We start from the raw sequence: 19,387 nt of genomic DNA, 5'->3' as shown, positions 1-19,387 counted from the left end.
CAAACGACCTGACAGGTATTACCCCAGAGTAGTGAGGAAAAGACCGACTAAATACCCCACAAAGAAAAATGCCAGTCAGCTTAACTGACTGGCATTAGGATCGTACTCCGGCTTTTTTGTTTACAGGCTGATGAGGCTTTGCTTAAGCTTACTTTAGCTTTTGCGCTAAAGTTATAAATTCAGGTATGGCAACGGGGCGCTGATATAAGTAACCCTGACCATAAGCACACCGATGATTTTGCAAAAACTGTTGCTGCTGTTGGGTTTCAATACCTTCTGCAATAATCTTAATGTTTAAGTTGCTCGCCAGTCCAAGAATAGCCTGAACGATAGCTTGGTCGTCGGTGTTTTTCTCAAGTTCACTGACAAAGGAACGGTCAATCTTAAGCTCATCGATAGGCAGTTTCTTCAGGTAAACCAGTGAACTAAAACCTGTACCGAAATCGTCAATCGACACGGTGATCCCCATTGCTCGAAGCTCGTTGAGTAATACTGAAACAGTATCCAAGCTTTCCACAAACACGCTTTCGGTTAACTCGATAGATAAGTTTGAGCCGGGGATTTGGTGATCTTCCAATGCGTTTTTAATTTGGTTTAGTAGTGCTAAATCTGACACTTGGCGGCCAGAGATATTAATGGCCAACCTAATGTCTAAATTAGAGGCCTTTAACGCTTCTATAGCATCACAAGCTGCATTGATAAGCCATTCGCCGAAAGGGAAAATGAGTTCACTTTTTTCAGCAAGAGGAATGAAGACTTCTGGGGAAATAAACTTACCTTCCGACGTTATCCACCTCGCCAAAGCCTCGCATTTAACAATCTTGCCAGTCTCTAAATCGACAATAGGCTGCAAAAAGAGTTTGAGTTCATTGTTTTCGATGGCAGAACGTAGCTGACTCTCAAGCTCGTTGATTGCATGATGTTGTTTGTGTAGTGCTTCACTGTAGGTAAGTGCCACATTGCGACCTTGATATTTAGCGGCCTGCAAGGCGATGTCAGCACATTGAAGAAGTGATTCGGTTGACGGGCAGTGCCGGGGAAAGTTTGCTTCGCCAATATTTATGCCTAAATTCGGCTCGCTGCCATTGAGAACGGTATAGGTTTGAGTGAGCTTTTTGACTAGCTGCTCCATATACTCGGCACTGGTAAGTTCGTTAAAGGTATCTTCACGTTTCACCAATGCAAACTCATTACTGCCTATTCTCGCTATAAACCCGCTGTTGCCGACAAAGGTTTGCAGTCGCAGTGCGAACGATTTAAGGATCTCGTCACCCGACTGATAGCTAAGTGATTCATTTATCTTTTTAAAGTCGCATATATCTATGATGAACAACTTGAATGCGATTTCTTCCTGAACCAGTCTTCTTACTGTATCGGTAAACAAATTGCGATTGGCTACCTTTGTTAACGAGTCCATTCCACTGGCAGTTAATACGCTCTCTTCTTTATTGTGGATATGGGTAATATCGGTAAGTAGGTAAACCCAATGGGTTAACTCATCCCCTTGTAATACAGGGTGAATGGTAACCTGAAGCCACACACCATAATCGTCAACAGGTTGCCAATAAAGCTCCCCTTGCCAGGGGGCTTTTCGCTGCACCAGTGCGGGAAGAAACGTTGCCGGCGCATCAATATCAGTAAGAAGCTCGTTGACGCGAATAGAGCTTGGCGTTGTGCTATTACACAGCAGCAATCTATGAGACGCTTTGTTGTCCAATATCAATCCGCCTTTGTCGTCTAAAATGACAACGCCGGTTTCCAGGTTGTGAATAGCTTGCTGAATGGGCGGAACGAGCTTTTGAAGTCGGGTGTTCTTGCGTAAAACACCATTTAATTTGTGCCTAATATACTCATGCTGACCTACAATTTCGTGATGGCTTAGCAATAATTCCCGCGCGGCTTGCAGCGTTTTACGTTTTTCGTCAAATTGCTCTTCTACGTTTTTAACGACCAGATAGCGAGAACCCGATTCGCTATTAATTGCCAATGCTTCTAAGCGAAGTACTTGGCTCTCATTGTGCTCCGTCCAAAAGCCAGATGAAAGCGTAAATGACGTTTCGCCTTTCCATACTTCGTCGGCATCGAGAAAAAAGTCGTCTAAAAAAATAGAGGGGATATGCTTCTTTTGCAGTTTGTTGTTTTCGTCAATCGTTACAACATTTGCTAGCCATGGAAGTTCTGGCGTTAAGCATTCAATGTCGCTTTCGGAGTTACACCTAAATAGCGCGCAGTTAGTAATGCCTAATGCATTTAATAAATGAATATCCATGGCAATCTCCTACCAAAACGCAATTGTACTGAATAAATTCTCTACATTTTCACCGGTCTTTGCGCTGGTCTTCGTTAGTGAAGTGAATTTTTGAGCGTAAGAATTGAGTTCTTCCTCACTCCAGTGCCAACTTGTGGGGAGATCGGTTTTATTTACAACAAAAAATGCAGGGATATCGGGGTAGTGTTCGCGTGCGAGTTCTAGAATTTCCATGCCCTCAAGCAAGGATTGAGACCGAGTTTGGTCAACTACAATAATGTAGGCGCTTGCGCCGCGAAGGTAGCGAGGGTTGAAGCCGCAGTATCTGTCGATACCTTCTAAATCCCAAAGTAAAAGTTGAACGCCGCGTCCGTCTTTATTGACTTGTTTCTTGTCTATTTTTACGCCAATAGTGGTCTTGTATTTTTCGGAGAAAATACCTTCAACGAACTGTTTTATCAGGCTTGTTTTGCCAACACCAGTGGGCCCTAAAATACATACTTTTTTCTGTATCACTGCAAAGCTTCCTTACTACTGCTCACTGGATATTAAAACGTTTAACATGACTGAACGCCCCATTGATGCTTTCTGCAATGGTAGCTCTCCTAAGCTTACAGGTATAAGAATATCACTTTCTACGCCAAGTGAAATTAATGAATTCACAACATTCTCTGCTCGTTTTTGACTCAATGCGCGATTTCGTGCGCTTGAGCCTGAATTATCACTGGCACCCATTACAACAATACTGACAACGGTTTTTGTCTTGTCAGCAAGGGTTAACAATTGTTTTATGTCGTTTGCCAGAGGTTCTAATTTTGCTAACTGTACTTCAGAAAGCGCTTCTTGGTTAGTAGCAAAAAGTACATTTTGTGAGGAAACCTTATTAACTAATCGGTTCAATGCGGCTTTCTGGAGCTCAGCATTGTCAATTTGATAGGCTGCTTTGACGTTAAGCGCGGTGGTATCAACGTTAACTGTCGAAATACCAGGAATAGCGTTTATTTGCTGAGTAAAGTTAATTGCGGTTGGGGTGAACACGGTTCCTGAAATAATAAAGCTACGGTCATCACCTTTTTTAATTAATAGGCTTTCTGATTCGCTGAGAGGATAGTCGCTCACGAGCTTTTCAAGTTTGCGTTCAACCACACTTGGTTTTAAAGAAACAAAGGGTTCTTCAATAACAGTAACTCTTTCTGCATCGATGTTATTATCGCTAAACCATTGTTCGATGCTAGTGGCGACCGGGTCGCGAAGGACTTTAGCGTGCACGTTCCCATTGGAAACATAAGTATCAGTTACTATGATGCCAGGTGGAGGAGGAAGCTCGTGCAAGTCGCTTTTTAAGATGCTTAGCGACAAACGCATAAAAGACAGCACTGCAAGTGCGAAAAAAATCACAAGAAGCACTAGTGCACCTATTAATCGGTTTGATTTTTTTCCTTCACCCTCTTTTTTTTCGCTTATTAAGCAGTCTGAAAGAATGGTTTCGCAACCGTCGAAGGGCGCATTGTCACCTTCATAAGTGAGCAACGGTTGCTGATAGAACTGATGAAAATCTTCCAACGCCTGTTGAAGTTTCCCGCGTACCTCAGGAGGAATACTGCCCGTAACTGCAGCAACAAGCAGCGCTTGTGGCCCAATTTTTATTAGCAGCGTAAAGTCTTCCGTTTTTATCTCGCCGAGCTCGTTTTCTGACTCGGTACTGGTAACGCCAAACGCATCTGCCACAAAGTCATTAATGGCCACTAGCATTGACGAAATTAAGTCTGCGTCTTTTTCTTTATCAGGATCTGAAGAAATGCTGTGAAGTAACGTGCCGGTCTCTCGATGAATGACCAGCAGCTGTTGGACTTGGTATTGGTAAATTTGAGATGCGACAAATTCAGAATACCTGACTCCGGACTGCCAAGCTTTGAATCGCCAAGATACGCTTTTGGGACTTAAGCTGTTTTCGATAAGCGCGTTAGTGCGCTCGACAAACTCAACAAGAAATGAAGATACTGCCTTTCTTACAAGTGTGCCAACCAAGGGATAAAGTGTACCAACAATCTTATCGCTATTAGCTTCTATAGAGCGGTGAAGCGACTTCTCTACAAGAGGAACAAGTACTTTGTTAACTGAGCCGTCCTTTGTCTCGCGTTCAAAGAGCGCTTCAGAAACGACGTTTGTCACGATGCCTTTCGCATCGCGATTCAACTTTTCTTGAACGAACTTGTCGTCCCTTCCAATGAGTAGCTCTCTGACTTTATCTAGAGAGTTGTCAGATAGCTCCGACGGCGGCACTTTTTCAGTCATTAATTAATGATCTGTAGCGAGGTTGGTGGCCATAGTCGAAAGTAAGTTTGCCAACGTTTTTCTATCGGTTTTACTTTCTGAAAGCTCACTGGTAACCTGCTGAAGCTTCTCTAGCAGCTCTTGGTGACGCTTACTAAATAAATTATCAAGCGACTCTAGTTCTTTAACCACATGGGCTTCCAATGCATCGTTGTCGTTCTTTGCAGCAGTTTCAGCTATCTCCAATTCACTTTGCAATTTGTCAGTGGTGTTTTGAAGTTGCTCTTGCACATTACTGTGGTTGTCGTTAGCACTGGCCAACTGATTCGATAATTCAGTGATCTGTTGGTCAATAAGCTTACGAATATCGTTAAACTGATTATCAAGATGCGTATTCAGTTTAGAGAAGCTGTCGTTGACCCGCGACTCCAACGCAGAAAGATCTGCACGGAAAGCACGGTTTGTTTGACCAAACAAAATTTCTCTAAGTTGAGCAAGTTCGTCTGCTGGTTTGGGCGCGCCTTCAGTTTGAGTTACGTCTTGCGCTTGCTGATCCTTCGGCTTCTTGTCCGCCATAAAATGTCTCCGGAAGGCGCAGTTCTTTGCGTTGAACACGCTAATGAGCTGCAATCACATTTTTGTCTGTGCTAATAATTATGGTTATTACTTTATACAATAGCCGCTAATCGTGAACTTTGAAATACGCTAAAAGCATAATAGTGGCAAATACCTACAAAAATCCTTATACAAAAAACGCCATCTTTTCAGTAAGTTGAATAATCTATGAAGATTTACTTATGCGTTCTACGATTTGAGCTGTTTTTTAAGGCTGGAATAGGCCTATCAAATAATGGCAAGCGACATTGTTTTTTTATTGAACATAGGTACTATACGCCGCTCGCGCGTACGCGAGGTATATAAGTAATAACTGTGTCTGAGGTTCCTGTCGTGTCTATCACTCCGCTAAATCGTAAATTCTCTGTCGCTCCAATGCTGGATTGGACAGACCGCCATTGTCGCTACTTTTTACGATTAATGTCTAAGCACACACTTCTCTATACAGAAATGGTAACCACAGGCGCGATCATTTACGGCAAGGGTGACTATCTGGGTTACAACCAAGAGGAACACCCTGTTGCTGTCCAACTGGGCGGAAGCGATCCGTCTGACATGGCCAAGTGTGCTGAGCTATCACAAGCGCGCGGTTATGATGAAGTTAACATAAACGTAGGTTGTCCAAGTGATCGAGTTAAGAACGGTAGCTTCGGTGCCTGCTTGATGGCCCAGCCAGAGGTGGTAGCAAGTTGTGTCAAAGCCATGCAGGCTGCGGTAGATATTCCCGTTACGGTAAAGTGCCGTATTGGCATTGATGATATGGACGAAGATGAAGACTTCGCTCGTTTCATCGATACCGTGGCAGATGCCGGATGCGATACCTTTATTGTTCACGCAAGGAAAGCGTGGCTACAGGGATTGAGCCCAAAAGAAAATCGCGAAATTCCGCCGTTAAACTATCCGCGGGTTCATAGACTTAAACAGGCTCGCCCTGAATTATCTATTAGCATAAATGGTGGGGTTAAAACGCTAGAAGAAACCCAGCAACAGCTAGAACTTGTTGATGGCGTTATGGTAGGGCGTGAGGTTTACGCCAATCCTTACATTATGGCTACCGTAGATAAAGAGATTTTCGGAGATACTGAAGCTCAGAGCATGTCACGACGAGAAATTGTGCTGAAAATGCAGCAGTATATTGAACGCCAAGACGATCCCTATTTCAAACCCTGGCATGCAGCTCGGCATATTTTGGGTCTTTATCAAGGGCAAGCGGGTGGACGTATTTGGCGTAGATACTTAAGCCAAAATGGAACAGGAAAAAATCCAGATCCCAATCTGCTGCTAAATGCGCTAGACGCTGTAGAAAGTGCACAAAAGGAAGTCGCTGCGTTTAATAGTCAAAAAGACTAACGATTTAGTAATTTTGACCAAAGTTTAATATTTGTTCAATTCTTAAAAGCTCGCTGTCTCGCGAGCTTTTTTATTTAAATTTATATATATCAATTCCTTAACTGTTTTTAAAGGAGTTGGCACAGCTCTCGCAATCCTCTAAGTATCGCAACAACGGCGTGTTGTTGCACTGACTAACTTCAGAGGGAAATTATGAAAACTTCACTAATCGCAGCAACTTTACTGACAGCAAGCATGGCAAGCAGCGTAGCAAATGCAGAAGAGTCAGTGCTTCAAACGTTTTTAACTAATGTAGTTTCAAACGCAGTGGCTACCACATCACAGGAAATTAAGGCTGACGTGTACCAAGCAGTAGCAAACGCAACGTATCACTTTGAGCTAAGCCCACAAGAAGCGCGCGGAAGTGGTAAGGTCAGCGTGACTGATTTAGTTGTCGCTACCCCGTCTGAAGGTAGTTCTACAGAACAAGATGCCGACTAATTCGATATTGGTATCTAGCAAAAGCGCCGAAAGGCGCTTTTTTTGTGCGTGTAGCACAGTGACTTAAACATTAAAAACGCAATAAACAGGGTTGGTCAAATTAACAAATTTGTTGGTTAAATACGCTAAAAAATTGTATTTGGTTGCTTGGTGAACAGTTGGTAATTTCCGGAATTAAATTAAAATCATTTAAAAACAGTGCCTTAAATAAATGGCATGGTGATTGTAATAGTTAGAGTGTTGAGGAGAACTCAGTCAGCGGTAACCAGCGGTCAGCGTAACTAAGAATAAGTGCTGGAAACCACAACACTACTTTTAACGGAGAAATAATCATGGGTATGTTTTCGCGCATTAACGATATTGTTCAAGCAAACATCAATGCAATGTTAGATAAAGCGGAAGATCCTGAAAAAATCATTCGTTTGATTATTCAAGAAATGGAAGAAACCTTAGTTGAGGTTCGCACTGATGCAGCGCGCTTTATTGCTCAGCAGAAAACCCTTGCACGCCATATGGCATCAGCAAACAAAGAAGTGGAAGGGTGGCAGCACAAAGCACAGATCGCAATGAATAATGACAAAGAGTCATTGGCTAAAGCCGCACTAATCGAAAAACAAAAGTATGTTGCAAAGCTAGCTTCTCTTGAAGAACAAGAAGCGCATATTGCAGAAAGTATCGAAAAAATCCAAGGCGATACTGCGCGTCTGAACAGTAAGTTAGCCGAAGCAAAAGCCAAGCAAAAAACGCTGGTTCAACGCAAGCATTCAGCGCAAACACGCTTAAAAGTGAAGCAAGCTGATCACGAAGGAAAAATTGATGATGCCATGATGCGCTTTGAAAGTTACGAGCAGCGCATTGATCATCTAGAAGCGCAAGTTGATGCGTACGACCTAACAAAGTCGAATGAAGCAACGTCACTGCAGGCCGAGTTCGATGCAATGGAAGCAGATGAAGCTATCGAAAAGGAATTGGCTGAACTTAAGAAGAAGAAGGTCGCGTAGGCGACCTTGAGAGCCGCAGCCCGCATTGTAGATATCGAAGTAAGCATTTTTGGAGAAGATGATGAAAGTACCATCACAAAAACGAATTTATAGAGACCTTGATTCTGGAATCATTTCAGGTGTGTGTGCAGGAGTTGCACGTTATTTTGATATAGATGCAGTATGGGTTAGAGCGGCAGCTGTAGCAGGCTTGTTCATCGCTACGCCTATTACGCTAGTGGCTTATATTGCAGCCGTTATCTTATTACCGAGATTAGTGTAATGAAAAACTTTCTGACTGCATTGGTCATCGCCATTATTTTGGTGAATTGTTTAGGCAGCTTAGTAGATAGCTGGTTGGGTATGCACTTAATCATGTCAGATGAATTGCTAAGTCCTTGGGAAAACGTAGCAGTGTTATCGCTAGTCGGCGTAGTCCTCGCTATCGTTGGATTCGTTGTTGCTGTAAGCGTTATGGGCACAATTCTTTTAGCGCTAGGCGCAGGATTTTTAGCATTATTAGTGGTGGGAGTAAGTGCATTTTGGCCAATTATACTTATCGCGATAGCGCTATATGCTTTGAAAAATCGAAACTCTGCCGCTTATAAGCAGCAAAATGACCGAAATATGCACCATAATGTATAATCATCATAATTTTATTTAAGTTGTGTTAACGTAGTAAAAGATGGTGATATAAAGACGACCGTCACAAAGGTTTCGCATTTTTCACATAGTATTAAGACTACAAATAGCTGACCTCCGTCGGCTATTTGTTATTTAAAAGGAAGGTTGGTGTTATATGAGACAATCTATTAACTCAAAACGGATAGCGATTGTCGCTGTAGTGATAGTTTTACTTTTCTGGCTAATAGGATGGTATTGGAGCCTATCCCCAGACACGTTTGATGTTAGACAACGTTTAAAGCAAAACTCGCCTGTTGAGAATCCAACTAATATTGCGGGTTACACATTAACAACAACCATGATTGATGTGTCGGAAACCTTACTTGATAAGCCTGGTGGATATCTTTCTAACGACATTACGCCTCCTGGCATCTTTTTAGATAACATGCCCGCATGGGAATTCGGTGCGCTGGAAATGGTGCGAGACCTTGCACTCTCTATGCGTAAAGACTTCAGCCGCTCTCAATCCCAGTCTATTGAAAATCCATACCTTACAAAAGCTCACCCTAAGTTTAATATGGATCACAAAAGCTGGGCGTTGCCTTCTTCTGAATCGAGTTACTCTGACGGTATAGAGCTTCTAAAAAAATACCGTGACGAGCTAGCGAATACCCGAAACACCGACAGTCAGTTTTATACTCGCGCAGACAACTTGCGCGAATGGTTGAAACAGGTAGAAAAACGGTTGGGCAGTTATTCACAAAGACTTAGTGCCAGCGTAGGATCGGCTAGATTGAACACTGATCTGGCGGGTGACTCGAATGCAAAGCAGTCTTCTCCTGTAGCCAGCCAGCGTGTAGTTAAAACGAGTTGGTGGAAACTAGACGATAATTTCTATGAGGCACGCGGTGCTACGTGGGCTTTACTTCACTTTCTAAAAGCCGTGGAAATTGAATTTTACGACGTATTGGAAGATAAGAATGCATTGGTTAGTCTTCAGCAAATTATTCGTGAACTGGAAGCGACACAGCAGTCGGTATTCAGTCCAATGATTTTAAATGGTAGTGGATTTGGCATGTTAGCGAACCATTCTTTGGTAATGGCAAACTATATTTCTCGTGCAAACGCTGCTTTAATTGAACTTTCAGAACTTCTTAATCAAGGATAATTAATGAAAAAGGGTCTTATAGCTGCCGCATTGGGATGCGCATTAGTTTCAGTTTCATCTCATGCAGACACTATCGCAGGCGTATATGTTGGAGCCCAAGTATGGCAAACCGACACGCAGGGCGGGTTTGCTGATAGCAACAACACCGCTGACTTTAACTTTGATGATGAGACCAATACGGCGCTATACATTGCCTTTGAGCATCCGGTACCGTTTTTACCTAACGTAAAAGTAAATCACACGACATTAGATAACTCGGGCACCACAACGCTTCAGTCTGAATTCACTTTCGACGGCGAACTGTTTACTGAAAGTACCACGGTTAATACAGATGTAGAGCTTGATGCTACAGATTTCATTTTGTACTACGAGTTATTTGATAACGATTTAGTGAGCTTTGACTTAGGTGTTAATGCAAAGTACATCGACGGCGCACTGTTCGTTGTGGATAGAGCGAGTGACACAAGCGGATCTGCAGAATTCTCTGGTATTGTTCCAATGGCCTACTCAAAGGTTCAGCTAGGTTTACCGTTTACAGGTTTATCAGCATACTTTGAAGGAAGCTATTTGTCGTTCGACGACCATGAGCTTAGTGATTATCAAGCTGCAATTCAGTACTCGTTTATTGAAAGTTTAGCGGTTGATATGACGCTTCAGGTGGGTTACAGAAATGTAACGGTAGATATTGAAGACCTTGATGATGTGTACGCTGACATGGAATTTGATGGTGTATTCGCAGGGCTAGAACTTCACTTCTAAGCCTCAACTACGGATTTTAAAGGGCGGGGCTGCGATTGCAGCCTCGCCCTTTTTATTGCTTCTCGCCCAAATTCAATTGTGTTATTACCTATTCGCACAGTCATTAGCACTTTCAGTAATAAAAAAGTTTCATTTATTCTTTTCTCTTCTTGAAGAAAGCCGTTAGCCTTAGCGCCATTGATAAAAGGCTAAAAGACTATGTCACAAGATTCTAATTCGAACTCAGCGCCAGGCGCGGTATTAAACGAACAGCAGTGGAATGCAATAACGCAAGCCATTGCAGGCTTAAATCGTGAGCAACTTACTTGGGTAAGTGGTTATGCTGCGGGCATGGCTGCTGCACAAGGTGGTTCGGTTGCACCAATGATGCAAGGCACTCCTGCAGTAGCGGGTGACGCGCCAACGCTTACTATTTTGTACGGTTCACAAACCGGTAATGCAAAAGGTGTTGCAGCGCAGTGTCAAGCGAAAGCAGAAGAAGCGGGCTTTAATAGCAAGCTGGTTAGCATGGCAGATTACAAGCCACGTAACTTGAAAGCAGAAACTCACGTTGCGGTATTTGTTAGTACCCATGGTGAAGGTGATGCACCAGACGATGCTATTGAGCTACATGAATTCTTGGCTGGCAAAAAAGCCCCAAAGCTTGCTGATACCAAATACGCAGTTTTGGGTTTAGGTGACAGTAGTTACGAGTTTTTCTGCCAAACGGGTAAAGACTTTGATGAACGCTTAGGTAAGCTTGGCGGTAAAGCTATTGTAGAGCGTCTGGACTGCGACGTTGATTATGAAGCGGAAGCCGAAGCATGGCTGAGCAAGCTCATCGACTCGCTAAAAGACGATTTCAGTGCAGCTCCGCAAGCAGCGGTAGCGGCGCAAACTGGCGCGGCAGTGCAGGGTGTAGCAGCGCAAACTTACACCAAGAAAGCGCCGTTTAAAGCGACCTTAATTGACGCACAAAAAATCACAGGTCGTGATTCTGTTAAAGATATACGCCATATCGAAATAAGCCTTGAAGATAGCGGAATTACCTATAAGCCAGGTGATGCGCTTGGTGTATGGTTTAAAAATGCAGCATCTCTAGTGTCAGAGCTTATTAGTATCTTGTCATTAAACGGCAATACAGAAGTGTCTGTGGCTGACGCGACCATGTCACTCACCGAAGCATTAACGTCGAAGCTTGAATTAACTTTAAGTTATCCTAATTTCATTAAGTCATATCAAGAGGCGACAGGCTCTGAATCATTGGCTACATTGATGGAAGATAAAGCGCAGCTGCGTACCTACATGGCCGAACGTCAAATTATTGATATTGTGCGCGACCATCCGGGTAAGTTGTCTGAACAACAGCTTGTCGATGCTTTGCGACCGCTAACGCCTCGCTTGTACTCGATAGCATCAAGCCAAGCCGAAGTGGAAGAAGAAGTACATTTAACCGTAGCTCACGTTGACTATGAAGCGTTTGGACATCGTCATCAAGGCGGCGCATCTGGCTTTTTGTGTGAATATCTAGAAGAAAATGGCGACGTAGAAGTGTTCGTAGAAAGTAACGATAACTTCCGTTTGCCCGCTGATCCAAATACGCCAGTGATCATGGTCGGCCCGGGTACGGGTATTGCACCGTTTAGATCGTTCATGCAAGAGCGTGACGTACAAGGCGCAGAAGGCAAAAACTGGTTGTTCTTTGGCAACCCACATTTCACGCAAGATTTTCTATATCAAGTGGAATGGCAAGGCTACGTTAAAGAAGGCCTGCTAGACAAAATTACGCTGGCATTTTCTCGTGACCAAGAAGAAAAAGTATATGTTCAGCACCGTTTACTAGAAAACGGTAAAGAGGTGTATGAATGGCTAGAGCAGGGCGCACACTTCTATGTGTGTGGCGATGCAATGCACATGGCGAAAGATGTAGAGAACGCCCTAATTAGTATTGTGCAAGAGCACGGCGGTAAATCTGAAGCCGATGCAAAAGCCTATGTTGTAGAGTTACGTAAAGCGAAACGTTATCAGAAGGATGTCTATTAATGAGTAACGAAAAATCACCATTTATCGTTGAGGGCAAACTGGCTGACAACGAGCGTTTAAAGCGTGAAAGTAATAATTTGCGTGGCACCATCACTACCGATCTTAAAGATGATCTTACTGGTGGTTTCACCGCTGATAACTTCCAGCTTATTCGCTTTCACGGTATGTACCAACAAGACGATCGTGATATTCGCGCTGAGCGTGCAAAGCAGAAACTTGAGCCGCTTCACAATGTGATGTTGCGTGCCCGTTTACCTGGTGGTGTTATTACGCCTGACCAATGGTTAGCGATTGATAAGTTTGCAGCCGATCACACCATGTACGGCAGCATTCGTTTAACAACCCGTCAAACTTTCCAGTTTCACGGTGTGTTAAAGCCTAAGATTAAGTCCATGCACCAAATGCTAAACAAGGTAGGCATCGACTCTATTGCTACGGCAGGCGACGTAAACCGAAACGTACTATGTACGTCAAATCCGGTTGAATCTGAGCTTCACCTTCAGGCATTTGAATGGGCGAAGAAGATAAGTGAACACTTACTACCTAAAACCCGCGCGTATGCTGAAATTTGGTTAGACGGTGAAAAAGTCGAAACGACTGAAAAGCCTGTAGAGCCTATTTTGGGTGATAACTATTTACCGCGTAAGTTTAAAACGACGGTGGTGATTCCTCCGCAAAACGATGTAGATGTTCACGCGAATGATCTTAACTTTGTTGCGATTGCTGAAAATGGACAGCTAGTTGGCTTTAACGTACTTGTCGGTGGTGGTCTTGCAATGACTCACGGCGACAAGAGCACGTACCCGCGTAAAGCCTCTGATTTCGGATTTATTCCGCTTGAAAGCACGCTAGACGTTGCCGCAGCGGTTGTAACAACTCAGCGTGATTGGGGGAACCGTGTTAATCGTAAGAACGCGAAAACCAAATATACGTTAGAGCGTGTTGGGGTAGACAACTTTAAGGCTGAAGTTGAAAAACGCGCAGGCGTGACTTTCCAAGACAGCCGTGCGTATGAATTTACGGGACGTGGCGATCGCTTTGGCTGGGTTGAAGGTATTGACGGTAAATATCACCTGACCGTATTTATTGAGAACGGCCGTATTTTAGATTACCCAGGTAAAACGCTAAAAACAGGCTGTGCCGAAATTGCGAAGCTCCACAAAGGTGATTTCCGCTTAACGGCAAACCAGAATTTGATTATTGCCGGTGTAGCGCCGCAAGACAAAGACAAAATTGAAGCATTAGCCCGCGAACATGGCTTAATAGCGCCATCGATTTCTAACCAGCGACTTGACTCAATGGCCTGTGTTGCATTGCCAACCTGTCCGTTAGCCATGGCAGAAGCTGAGCGCTACTTGCCAGATGCCGTTACGGAATTAGAAGGTTTGCTTGCCAAACACGGATTGGAAGAAGACAGCGTAATCTTCCGTGTAACAGGCTGCCCGAATGGCTGTGGTCGCGCGATGTTGTCTGAGGTTGGCTTAGTAGGTAAGGGCCCAGGCAAATACAATTTGCATTTGGGTGGAAACCGAGAAGGTACACGTATTCCACGTATGTATCGAGAAAACATAAGCGAACAGGAAATCATGGCAGAACTAGATTCACTGTTTGGCCAGTGGGCCAAAGATCGTGAAGCGGGTGAAGCCTTTGGTGATTATGTTGTTCGCGCTGGTGTTGTAAAACCAGTAGTAGACTCCGCACGGGATTTCTATGACGAATAATACAGCGATTAAGCAGCAACCACTAACGCTTGATATCAGTAAGGAAGCCCTTGCTGATATCAATGAAACGTTAGAGAAAATGACAGCGCAGGAGCGAGTAGCTTGGGCGCTGGACAACTTGCCTGATACTCATATTGTGTCTTCAAGCTTTGGAGCACAATCGGCGGTTATGCTGCATATGCTTACCCAAGCACAACCGGATATTCCTGTTGTGCTTACCGACACAGGTTATCTTTTTCCTGAGACGTATAAGTTCATTGATGAGCTTGTAGAAAAGCTCAATCTAAATTTGCATGTGTACAGCGCAGAGATGTCTTCTGCGTGGCAGGAAGCGCGCTTTGGCAGACTTTGGGAACAAGGCATCGAAGGTATTGAGAAATACAATAAGATGAACAAAGTTGAGCCAATGCAGCGCGCCTTACGTGACCTGAAAGCAGGTACGTGGTTTGCAGGTTTGCGTAGAAGCCAATCAGATACCAGGGGAAAGCTTCCAGTTCTACAAAAAGTAGGGCAGCAGTTTAAACTTTACCCGATCATTGATTGGAGCAACAAAGACTTACATTACTACCTGAAAGATAACGACTTGTCTTATCATCCGCTTTGGGAGCAAGGGTATGTATCCATCGGTGATTGGCATACCACGCAGTCGCTCCAAGAAGGAATGAGTGAGCAAGACACGCGCTTCTTTGGTTTGAAACGCGAGTGTGGATTGCACGAGTTTGGTGACGGTATTTAACTTACGTTAAATACCTCGCCTAACACCGACTTAATGCTGGTTAAATACGCTTCATTAGGCAACTTAGTCACTAATTTATACAGCTCACTGCCAACCGAAGTGAACTTGTAATACACCAAAGCAACCCCCGACGTTTTACTGGTTAATGAAATATTTTCATTTACGCATCGCCAGGTTACTTGCTGACCTTCATTGTATTCGGCGCTTTCAATTTCGCTGGTATAAATCAACTTCATCTCTTGCAAAGACAACAGATCAGGGTAACTCAACCCTACGTTGGCTAAGTTAATTTGCTCAGGAACAGGGCGTCTCAATAGTGAAAGCAAGCCTTTGCGTTTGTGATACCCCACAAGAATACGCGGGACCGCATCGTTATTTCTTCTACTCGCAACATTGACAGCCTTATTGAATACTTGTGCATCCCTGTGCGTTAGCGTCTTTAATAGCTGTAATGTACGAAGGGAAAAACTGCCCGGGCGAGCCACCTCAACTGCAAAAATCTTTCCCCATAATTCCTGCATGGGTGGGCTGTAAATTTCCTCAGCCATGGTACTAAATGCGAAAAACCAGTCGGGATCAAGATTATCGTTAGTTTGTTCGTTGATCGTCACATTTAATGCTATATTTAATACAGCTTGAAGATTGCTCGCTTTTTGGGTTTCTAATATTTGTTTTCTTCTTTCTAGTGCATGCTTTTGCTTTTTAGGATCAGGGGACATCGTAGAGGGGCTTATACCCACTCTGGCAAACCAGGAAAGCATGCGTTGGCGACTAGCATCGGTTTTCACTGCGTTGCTGGCCGCTTTTTCAGCCGCTGGCGATTCGGCTGTCATCTTTACAGTCTTCTCTTCCGTTTCCTGTGGTTTTTTTACCTCAGGGGAAAAGTGCTGGGATGTAATCTTCATAAATGCTTAAATGATCGAATGTAAAATGGCATGTAACATGAGAGCACTATTGCATTGCGTAACCCATTTATCAATGTAATCGTTGCCTTAATACAATGAGTAGCGCATTCTTGTTTTGTTTGTATCGAGGAAATGAGCGGTAATGTCGGCAATGGATTACGATAACGACGAATTAATTTTTTTAGATGATGATGGTTCAGTTGAAGAGCAAACCTTATTGGGCAAAGACTGGAACATTCTTATTGTCGATGACGATGAAGAGATTCACACCGTAACGCGTCTCGCGCTATCTGATCTCATCGTAAACGATCGCAAATTAAACTTCATCCACGCTTATTCAGCAAAACAAGCCAAAGAAATGCTGCACGAATATGGCAACAGCATTGCCATAATTTTACTTGATGTCGTTATGGAGACTGATGACGCGGGTTTTGATGTTGTTAAATACATCCGCGAAGACATGAAGTTAGTTGAACCTCGAATTATCTTACGTACGGGCCAGCCCGGCTACGCGCCTGAAGAGCAAGTCATTAAAGTTTACGATATCAATGACTACAAAACCAAAACAGAACTTACTCGCGCCAAATTACTAACTACTATCATTTCCTCACTACGCTCTTATCAGCAAATTGTAACGATTAGTCAAAGCCGTGCTGGTTTAGAGAAAATAATCACCTCTTCAGCCAACTTGTTTGAAGAACATTCGGTGAAAGAGTTCTGCGAAGGTGTAGTTACCCAGATTAGTTCGCTTATTGGTTTAGACTCCGAAGGTTTATTGTGCGCAAGAGCGGGTTCTTTGCTAGACCGAGAGGACGAAGAGGTTTACGTGCTTGGCGCTGCGGGTGAGTATGCGAAATTTATAAACCAGCCTGTGTTCACGCTTAAAAACCTTGAAATTGAAGAAAACATTAGTCGGTGCCTACGTCTTAAAAAGCACATTTTTGAGCCCAGTTGCTCTGTGCTGTATATTAGCCGCGCTGGTTTTGAAGCTGCCGTATTTGTTCGACAAACCCACGAGATCAGTGAGCTAGACAAGCACTTACTTGAGGTTTTTCTATCCAGTATTTCAGTGGGATACGAAAACGTTAATCTTTTCCATGAATTAAGAAATGCGGCGTTCAGAGACTGGTTAACCCGTCTGCCAAACCGCAATGAGTTTATCAATATGCTCGATAAACCTCATTTGTTTGCCGGAGAAAACTATAGCGTAGCTCTTATCGACGTAAATCACTTTTCCGATATAAATGATGGTTTAGGGCAAGAAGTCGGCAACGAATTGTTGCGAGCTATAAGCGATCGCTTTCAATCTTCTTTCGATAGCATAGTTAAAAAAGGCCGCATAGGTGCTGATGTATTTGGTCTTATTGGTCCTGACGATTTGGTATGCCCCAAGTCCATTAACAACATTTTCCAATCTTCATTTCAGGTAGGTGATCACACCCTTCCGGTGAATATAACACTTGGTTTGTGCAAGTTAGACAATAAACGCCAGATCGGCATTGAGATTTTAAAGCGCACGAATATTGCGTTAAACCGTGCTAAGAAAAATCTGACAGATAACTTCGAATATTACGCCAAAGATATTGAAGATCAGACGACTTGGCGCCTAGATATGATTCGCCAACTCCGAAGTGACTTTGCAGCAAGAAAGCTGGAGCTGTGGTTTCAGCCGCAAGTGGACTTACTGAATGAAAAAGTTGTTGGCATGGAAGGCTTACTACGCTGGCCCAATGGTGAAGGGGGATATATTTCTCCCGCCGTATTTGTGCCACTTGCTGAGTATTCAGGCCTTATCGTTGATATCGGTGAATGGGTATTAGAAGAATCATGCCGTCGTCTTCAGGAATTGAAAGAAAAAGGCTACGGCCATCTAAGAGTTGCCGTTAACATCTCTATTCCGCAGTTCCGTGACAGGTTATTTGTAGAAAAAGTTAAGCAGGCACTATCTAACGCCAACTGCGACCCAAGCCTGTTAGAGCTAGAAATAACAGAAAGCGTGGTGATGGATGAGCCGCAAATTGTAATAGATGCATTGCGTTCGTTAAAAGAATTTGGGGTGAAAATAGCCATTGATGACTTTGGAACAGGCTTTTCCTCCATGAGTTATCTACAGCAGCTTCCGTTAGATCGATTGAAGGTCGATCGTTCTTTTGTCAAAGACATTAAACCGGGTGCAAGCGCAGTGCTTGCTGAGACCATTGTGACTTTGGGTAACAAGCTAGGCTTATTGACTATCGCCGAAGGCGTAGAAAAAAGAGAGCAGGCGAGTTACATGATAAAGCTTGGATGTGACGAAGCACAGGGCTACTTGTACGCGAAGCCTATGCCGTTCGATGCGCTTTTAGCGTTTCTTGAAGAGCACGACTAAACTTTTAATACAGATTCGACAGTGTCTCGCAACTTGGGAAGGATATCTAATTCAAACCAAGGGTTTTTAGCGAGCCACCTGTTGTTTCTTCCTGACGGGTGGGGCAGTACGAAATGTGTTTCAGTCGGACTGCGTACAGCTTCAGTTAACGTTTTGTGTTGCGGTAAATAATACTGTTGCGAGTAACGTCCCACGTAAAGCGTTACTTCAGGTTTTAAATGAAGAAGAAAGTCATTATGCCAAGCGGGAGCACATTCTTTTCTTGGCGGGGCATCGGCTCCATTTTTATAACCTGGAAAGCAGAAGCCCATTGGCAGTACCGAAATTAAGCTAGGGTTATAAAAGGTCTCTCTCGAGACAGACAACCAATCGCGTAACCGATCTCCGCTGGGATCATCAAACGCAATGTTGCGTTCATGAGCTTTCAACCCCGGTGCTTGCCCAATAATAAGCACTTTAGTTGATGGTGCAGTGCTAAATATGGGGTTGGGTTGATGCGGTAGGTGAGGGGCACACAGTCTACAATTTCTCGCTTTAACCACCAGTGCATCGTGGCCTTTCACATTTTTCTCCAAATATTTCTCTTTGTCATACTTTTGTCACAAAACTATGATCTCAGTTTGACTATCTTATGTATATACAGTATGTTTAATAGTGACAGTAGTAGACTGTAACACAGGAGAAGAAACATGCGTAAAGTAGTACTAACCCTAGCTCTATCAGCGGCCTTTGGTATTGCGCATGCGGAATCTGGTGATAACCAGCTTTTCGATTGCATGGATGCGAAAACATTCGAAATGAATAACCAATGTATGTCTGACAAAATCGGCAATAACATTCGTTTCCGTGATGCACAAGCAAAGTTGATCGACATTGCAAGCGATAGTCAGGGTGACTACGCCATTGCAACAATGACGTTCGATCAAGAAAATATGCACATCGACATCGTAGCACATAAAGATTCGCTTAATGCGCTTGCTGCGAACCGTAACTAATTTCTTAGTTTACGCATATTAAGCCGGCGACAATCTCGCCGGCTTTTTTGTTTGCCCAGCGAAGCTGGCAAACCCGTCAGGTTGAAAGAAACCTGAATCACCCTGACTGAGGGGAAGATAATCCGAATGGCAAGGGCGTTGT

The 19,387-nt window shown here is 43.6% G+C and carries 18 protein-coding genes; 12 read left to right on the top strand and 6 right to left on the bottom strand.

Annotation, left to right across the window (positions count from 1 at the left end; all coding sequences use genetic code 11):
* Positions 1–148: 148 nt before the first annotated feature.
* From BIZ39_RS16640 to BIZ39_RS16625, 4 genes are read right to left on the bottom strand one after another with little or no spacing between them, the layout of a single operon-like run.
* A complete protein-coding gene (locus tag BIZ39_RS16640) occupies positions 149–2,269 on the bottom strand; it encodes a putative bifunctional diguanylate cyclase/phosphodiesterase (RefSeq protein ID WP_049589129.1) in 2,121 nt (706 codons plus the stop codon).
* 9 nt (positions 2,270–2,278) lie between these two features.
* Entirely contained in the window at positions 2,279–2,764 is a 486-nt protein-coding gene (locus tag BIZ39_RS16635) for a Rab family GTPase (RefSeq protein ID WP_049589127.1), read from the bottom strand.
* 15 nt (positions 2,765–2,779) lie between these two features.
* Positions 2,780–4,543: an OmpA family protein gene (locus tag BIZ39_RS16630; protein ID WP_049589126.1), complete on the bottom strand. Its 1,764-nt coding sequence runs from the start codon at positions 4,541–4,543 to the stop codon at positions 2,780–2,782.
* A gap of 3 nt (positions 4,544–4,546) precedes the next feature.
* Positions 4,547–5,098 (bottom strand): hypothetical protein, encoded by a 552-nt coding sequence (locus BIZ39_RS16625; protein ID WP_014950727.1) that lies wholly within the window; start codon positions 5,096–5,098, stop codon positions 4,547–4,549.
* 414 nt (positions 5,099–5,512) lie between these two features.
* Here BIZ39_RS16625 and dusA point away from each other — a divergent pair, with 414 nt between their 5' ends.
* The 10 genes from dusA to BIZ39_RS16575 all read left to right on the top strand — a co-directional run bounded on the left by dusA (position 5,513) and on the right by BIZ39_RS16575 (position 14,977).
* Positions 5,513–6,487 (top strand): tRNA dihydrouridine(20/20a) synthase DusA, encoded by a 975-nt coding sequence (gene dusA / locus BIZ39_RS16620; RefSeq protein ID WP_222936674.1) that lies wholly within the window; start codon positions 5,513–5,515, stop codon positions 6,485–6,487.
* 192 nt (positions 6,488–6,679) lie between these two features.
* Complete coding sequence (locus BIZ39_RS16615) at positions 6,680–6,967, top strand: hypothetical protein (RefSeq protein ID WP_049588678.1); 288 nt, start codon at positions 6,680–6,682, stop codon at positions 6,965–6,967.
* A 332-nt stretch (positions 6,968–7,299) separates the two neighbouring features.
* Positions 7,300–7,968 (top strand): phage shock protein PspA, encoded by a 669-nt coding sequence (pspA, locus tag BIZ39_RS16610; RefSeq protein ID WP_014950724.1) that lies wholly within the window; start codon positions 7,300–7,302, stop codon positions 7,966–7,968.
* 61 nt (positions 7,969–8,029) lie between these two features.
* Positions 8,030–8,230, top strand: a complete 201-nt coding sequence (locus tag BIZ39_RS16605) for a PspC domain-containing protein (protein ID WP_014950723.1) — start codon at positions 8,030–8,032, stop codon at positions 8,228–8,230.
* The gene (locus tag BIZ39_RS16600; protein ID WP_187447517.1) at positions 8,230–8,592 is read left to right on the top strand and encodes a hypothetical protein; all 363 of its coding nucleotides are present in this window, start codon (positions 8,230–8,232) and stop codon (positions 8,590–8,592) included. The genes BIZ39_RS16605 and BIZ39_RS16600 overlap by 1 nt, the downstream gene beginning before the upstream one ends.
* A gap of 154 nt (positions 8,593–8,746) precedes the next feature.
* Positions 8,747–9,739 (top strand): DUF2333 family protein, encoded by a 993-nt coding sequence (locus BIZ39_RS16595; protein WP_014950721.1) that lies wholly within the window; start codon positions 8,747–8,749, stop codon positions 9,737–9,739.
* A gap of 3 nt (positions 9,740–9,742) precedes the next feature.
* A complete protein-coding gene (locus BIZ39_RS16590; RefSeq protein ID WP_014950720.1) occupies positions 9,743–10,498 on the top strand; it encodes a TIGR04219 family outer membrane beta-barrel protein in 756 nt (251 codons plus the stop codon).
* Positions 10,499–10,696: 198 nt separating this feature from the next.
* Positions 10,697–12,520, top strand: coding sequence for an assimilatory sulfite reductase (NADPH) flavoprotein subunit (locus tag BIZ39_RS16585; protein ID WP_168463627.1), 1,824 nt, complete (start codon positions 10,697–10,699; stop codon positions 12,518–12,520).
* Positions 12,520–14,241 carry an assimilatory sulfite reductase (NADPH) hemoprotein subunit gene (gene cysI, locus BIZ39_RS16580; RefSeq protein ID WP_168534070.1) on the top strand — a complete coding sequence of 574 codons (1,722 nt, stop codon included), beginning with the start codon at positions 12,520–12,522 and terminating at the stop codon, positions 14,239–14,241. The genes BIZ39_RS16585 and cysI overlap by 1 nt, the downstream gene beginning before the upstream one ends.
* Positions 14,231–14,977, top strand: coding sequence for a phosphoadenylyl-sulfate reductase (locus BIZ39_RS16575; RefSeq protein ID WP_014950717.1), 747 nt, complete (start codon positions 14,231–14,233; stop codon positions 14,975–14,977). The genes cysI and BIZ39_RS16575 overlap by 11 nt, the downstream gene beginning before the upstream one ends.
* On the opposite strand, the gene BIZ39_RS16570 is transcribed toward BIZ39_RS16575, so the two are convergent.
* The gene (locus BIZ39_RS16570; protein WP_187447516.1) at positions 14,974–15,810 is read right to left on the bottom strand and encodes a TIGR03899 family protein; all 837 of its coding nucleotides are present in this window, start codon (positions 15,808–15,810) and stop codon (positions 14,974–14,976) included. The genes BIZ39_RS16575 and BIZ39_RS16570 overlap by 4 nt on opposite strands.
* 214 nt (positions 15,811–16,024) lie before the next feature.
* On the opposite strand from BIZ39_RS16570, the gene BIZ39_RS16565 reads away from it, so the two are divergent.
* The gene (locus BIZ39_RS16565; protein ID WP_187447515.1) at positions 16,025–18,250 is read left to right on the top strand and encodes an EAL domain-containing protein; all 2,226 of its coding nucleotides are present in this window, start codon (positions 16,025–16,027) and stop codon (positions 18,248–18,250) included.
* On the opposite strand, the gene BIZ39_RS16560 is transcribed toward BIZ39_RS16565, so the two are convergent.
* Positions 18,247–18,825, bottom strand: coding sequence for a uracil-DNA glycosylase family protein (locus tag BIZ39_RS16560; protein WP_187447514.1), 579 nt, complete (start codon positions 18,823–18,825; stop codon positions 18,247–18,249). The two genes, BIZ39_RS16565 and BIZ39_RS16560, sit on opposite strands and share 4 nt — an antisense overlap.
* Before the next feature lie 114 nt (positions 18,826–18,939).
* On the opposite strand from BIZ39_RS16560, the gene BIZ39_RS16555 reads away from it, so the two are divergent.
* The gene (locus BIZ39_RS16555; RefSeq protein WP_014950713.1) at positions 18,940–19,245 is read left to right on the top strand and encodes a hypothetical protein; all 306 of its coding nucleotides are present in this window, start codon (positions 18,940–18,942) and stop codon (positions 19,243–19,245) included.
* The last annotated feature ends 142 nt before the right edge of the window (positions 19,246–19,387 follow it).

The sequence above is a fragment of the Alteromonas sp. BZK5 genome (assembly GCF_014349115.1).
Classification (GTDB): domain Bacteria; phylum Pseudomonadota; class Gammaproteobacteria; order Enterobacterales; family Alteromonadaceae; genus Alteromonas; species Alteromonas macleodii.
The sequence above is the reverse complement of the archived record's forward strand: the minus strand, read 5'-3'. Positions and strand labels throughout refer to the sequence as shown.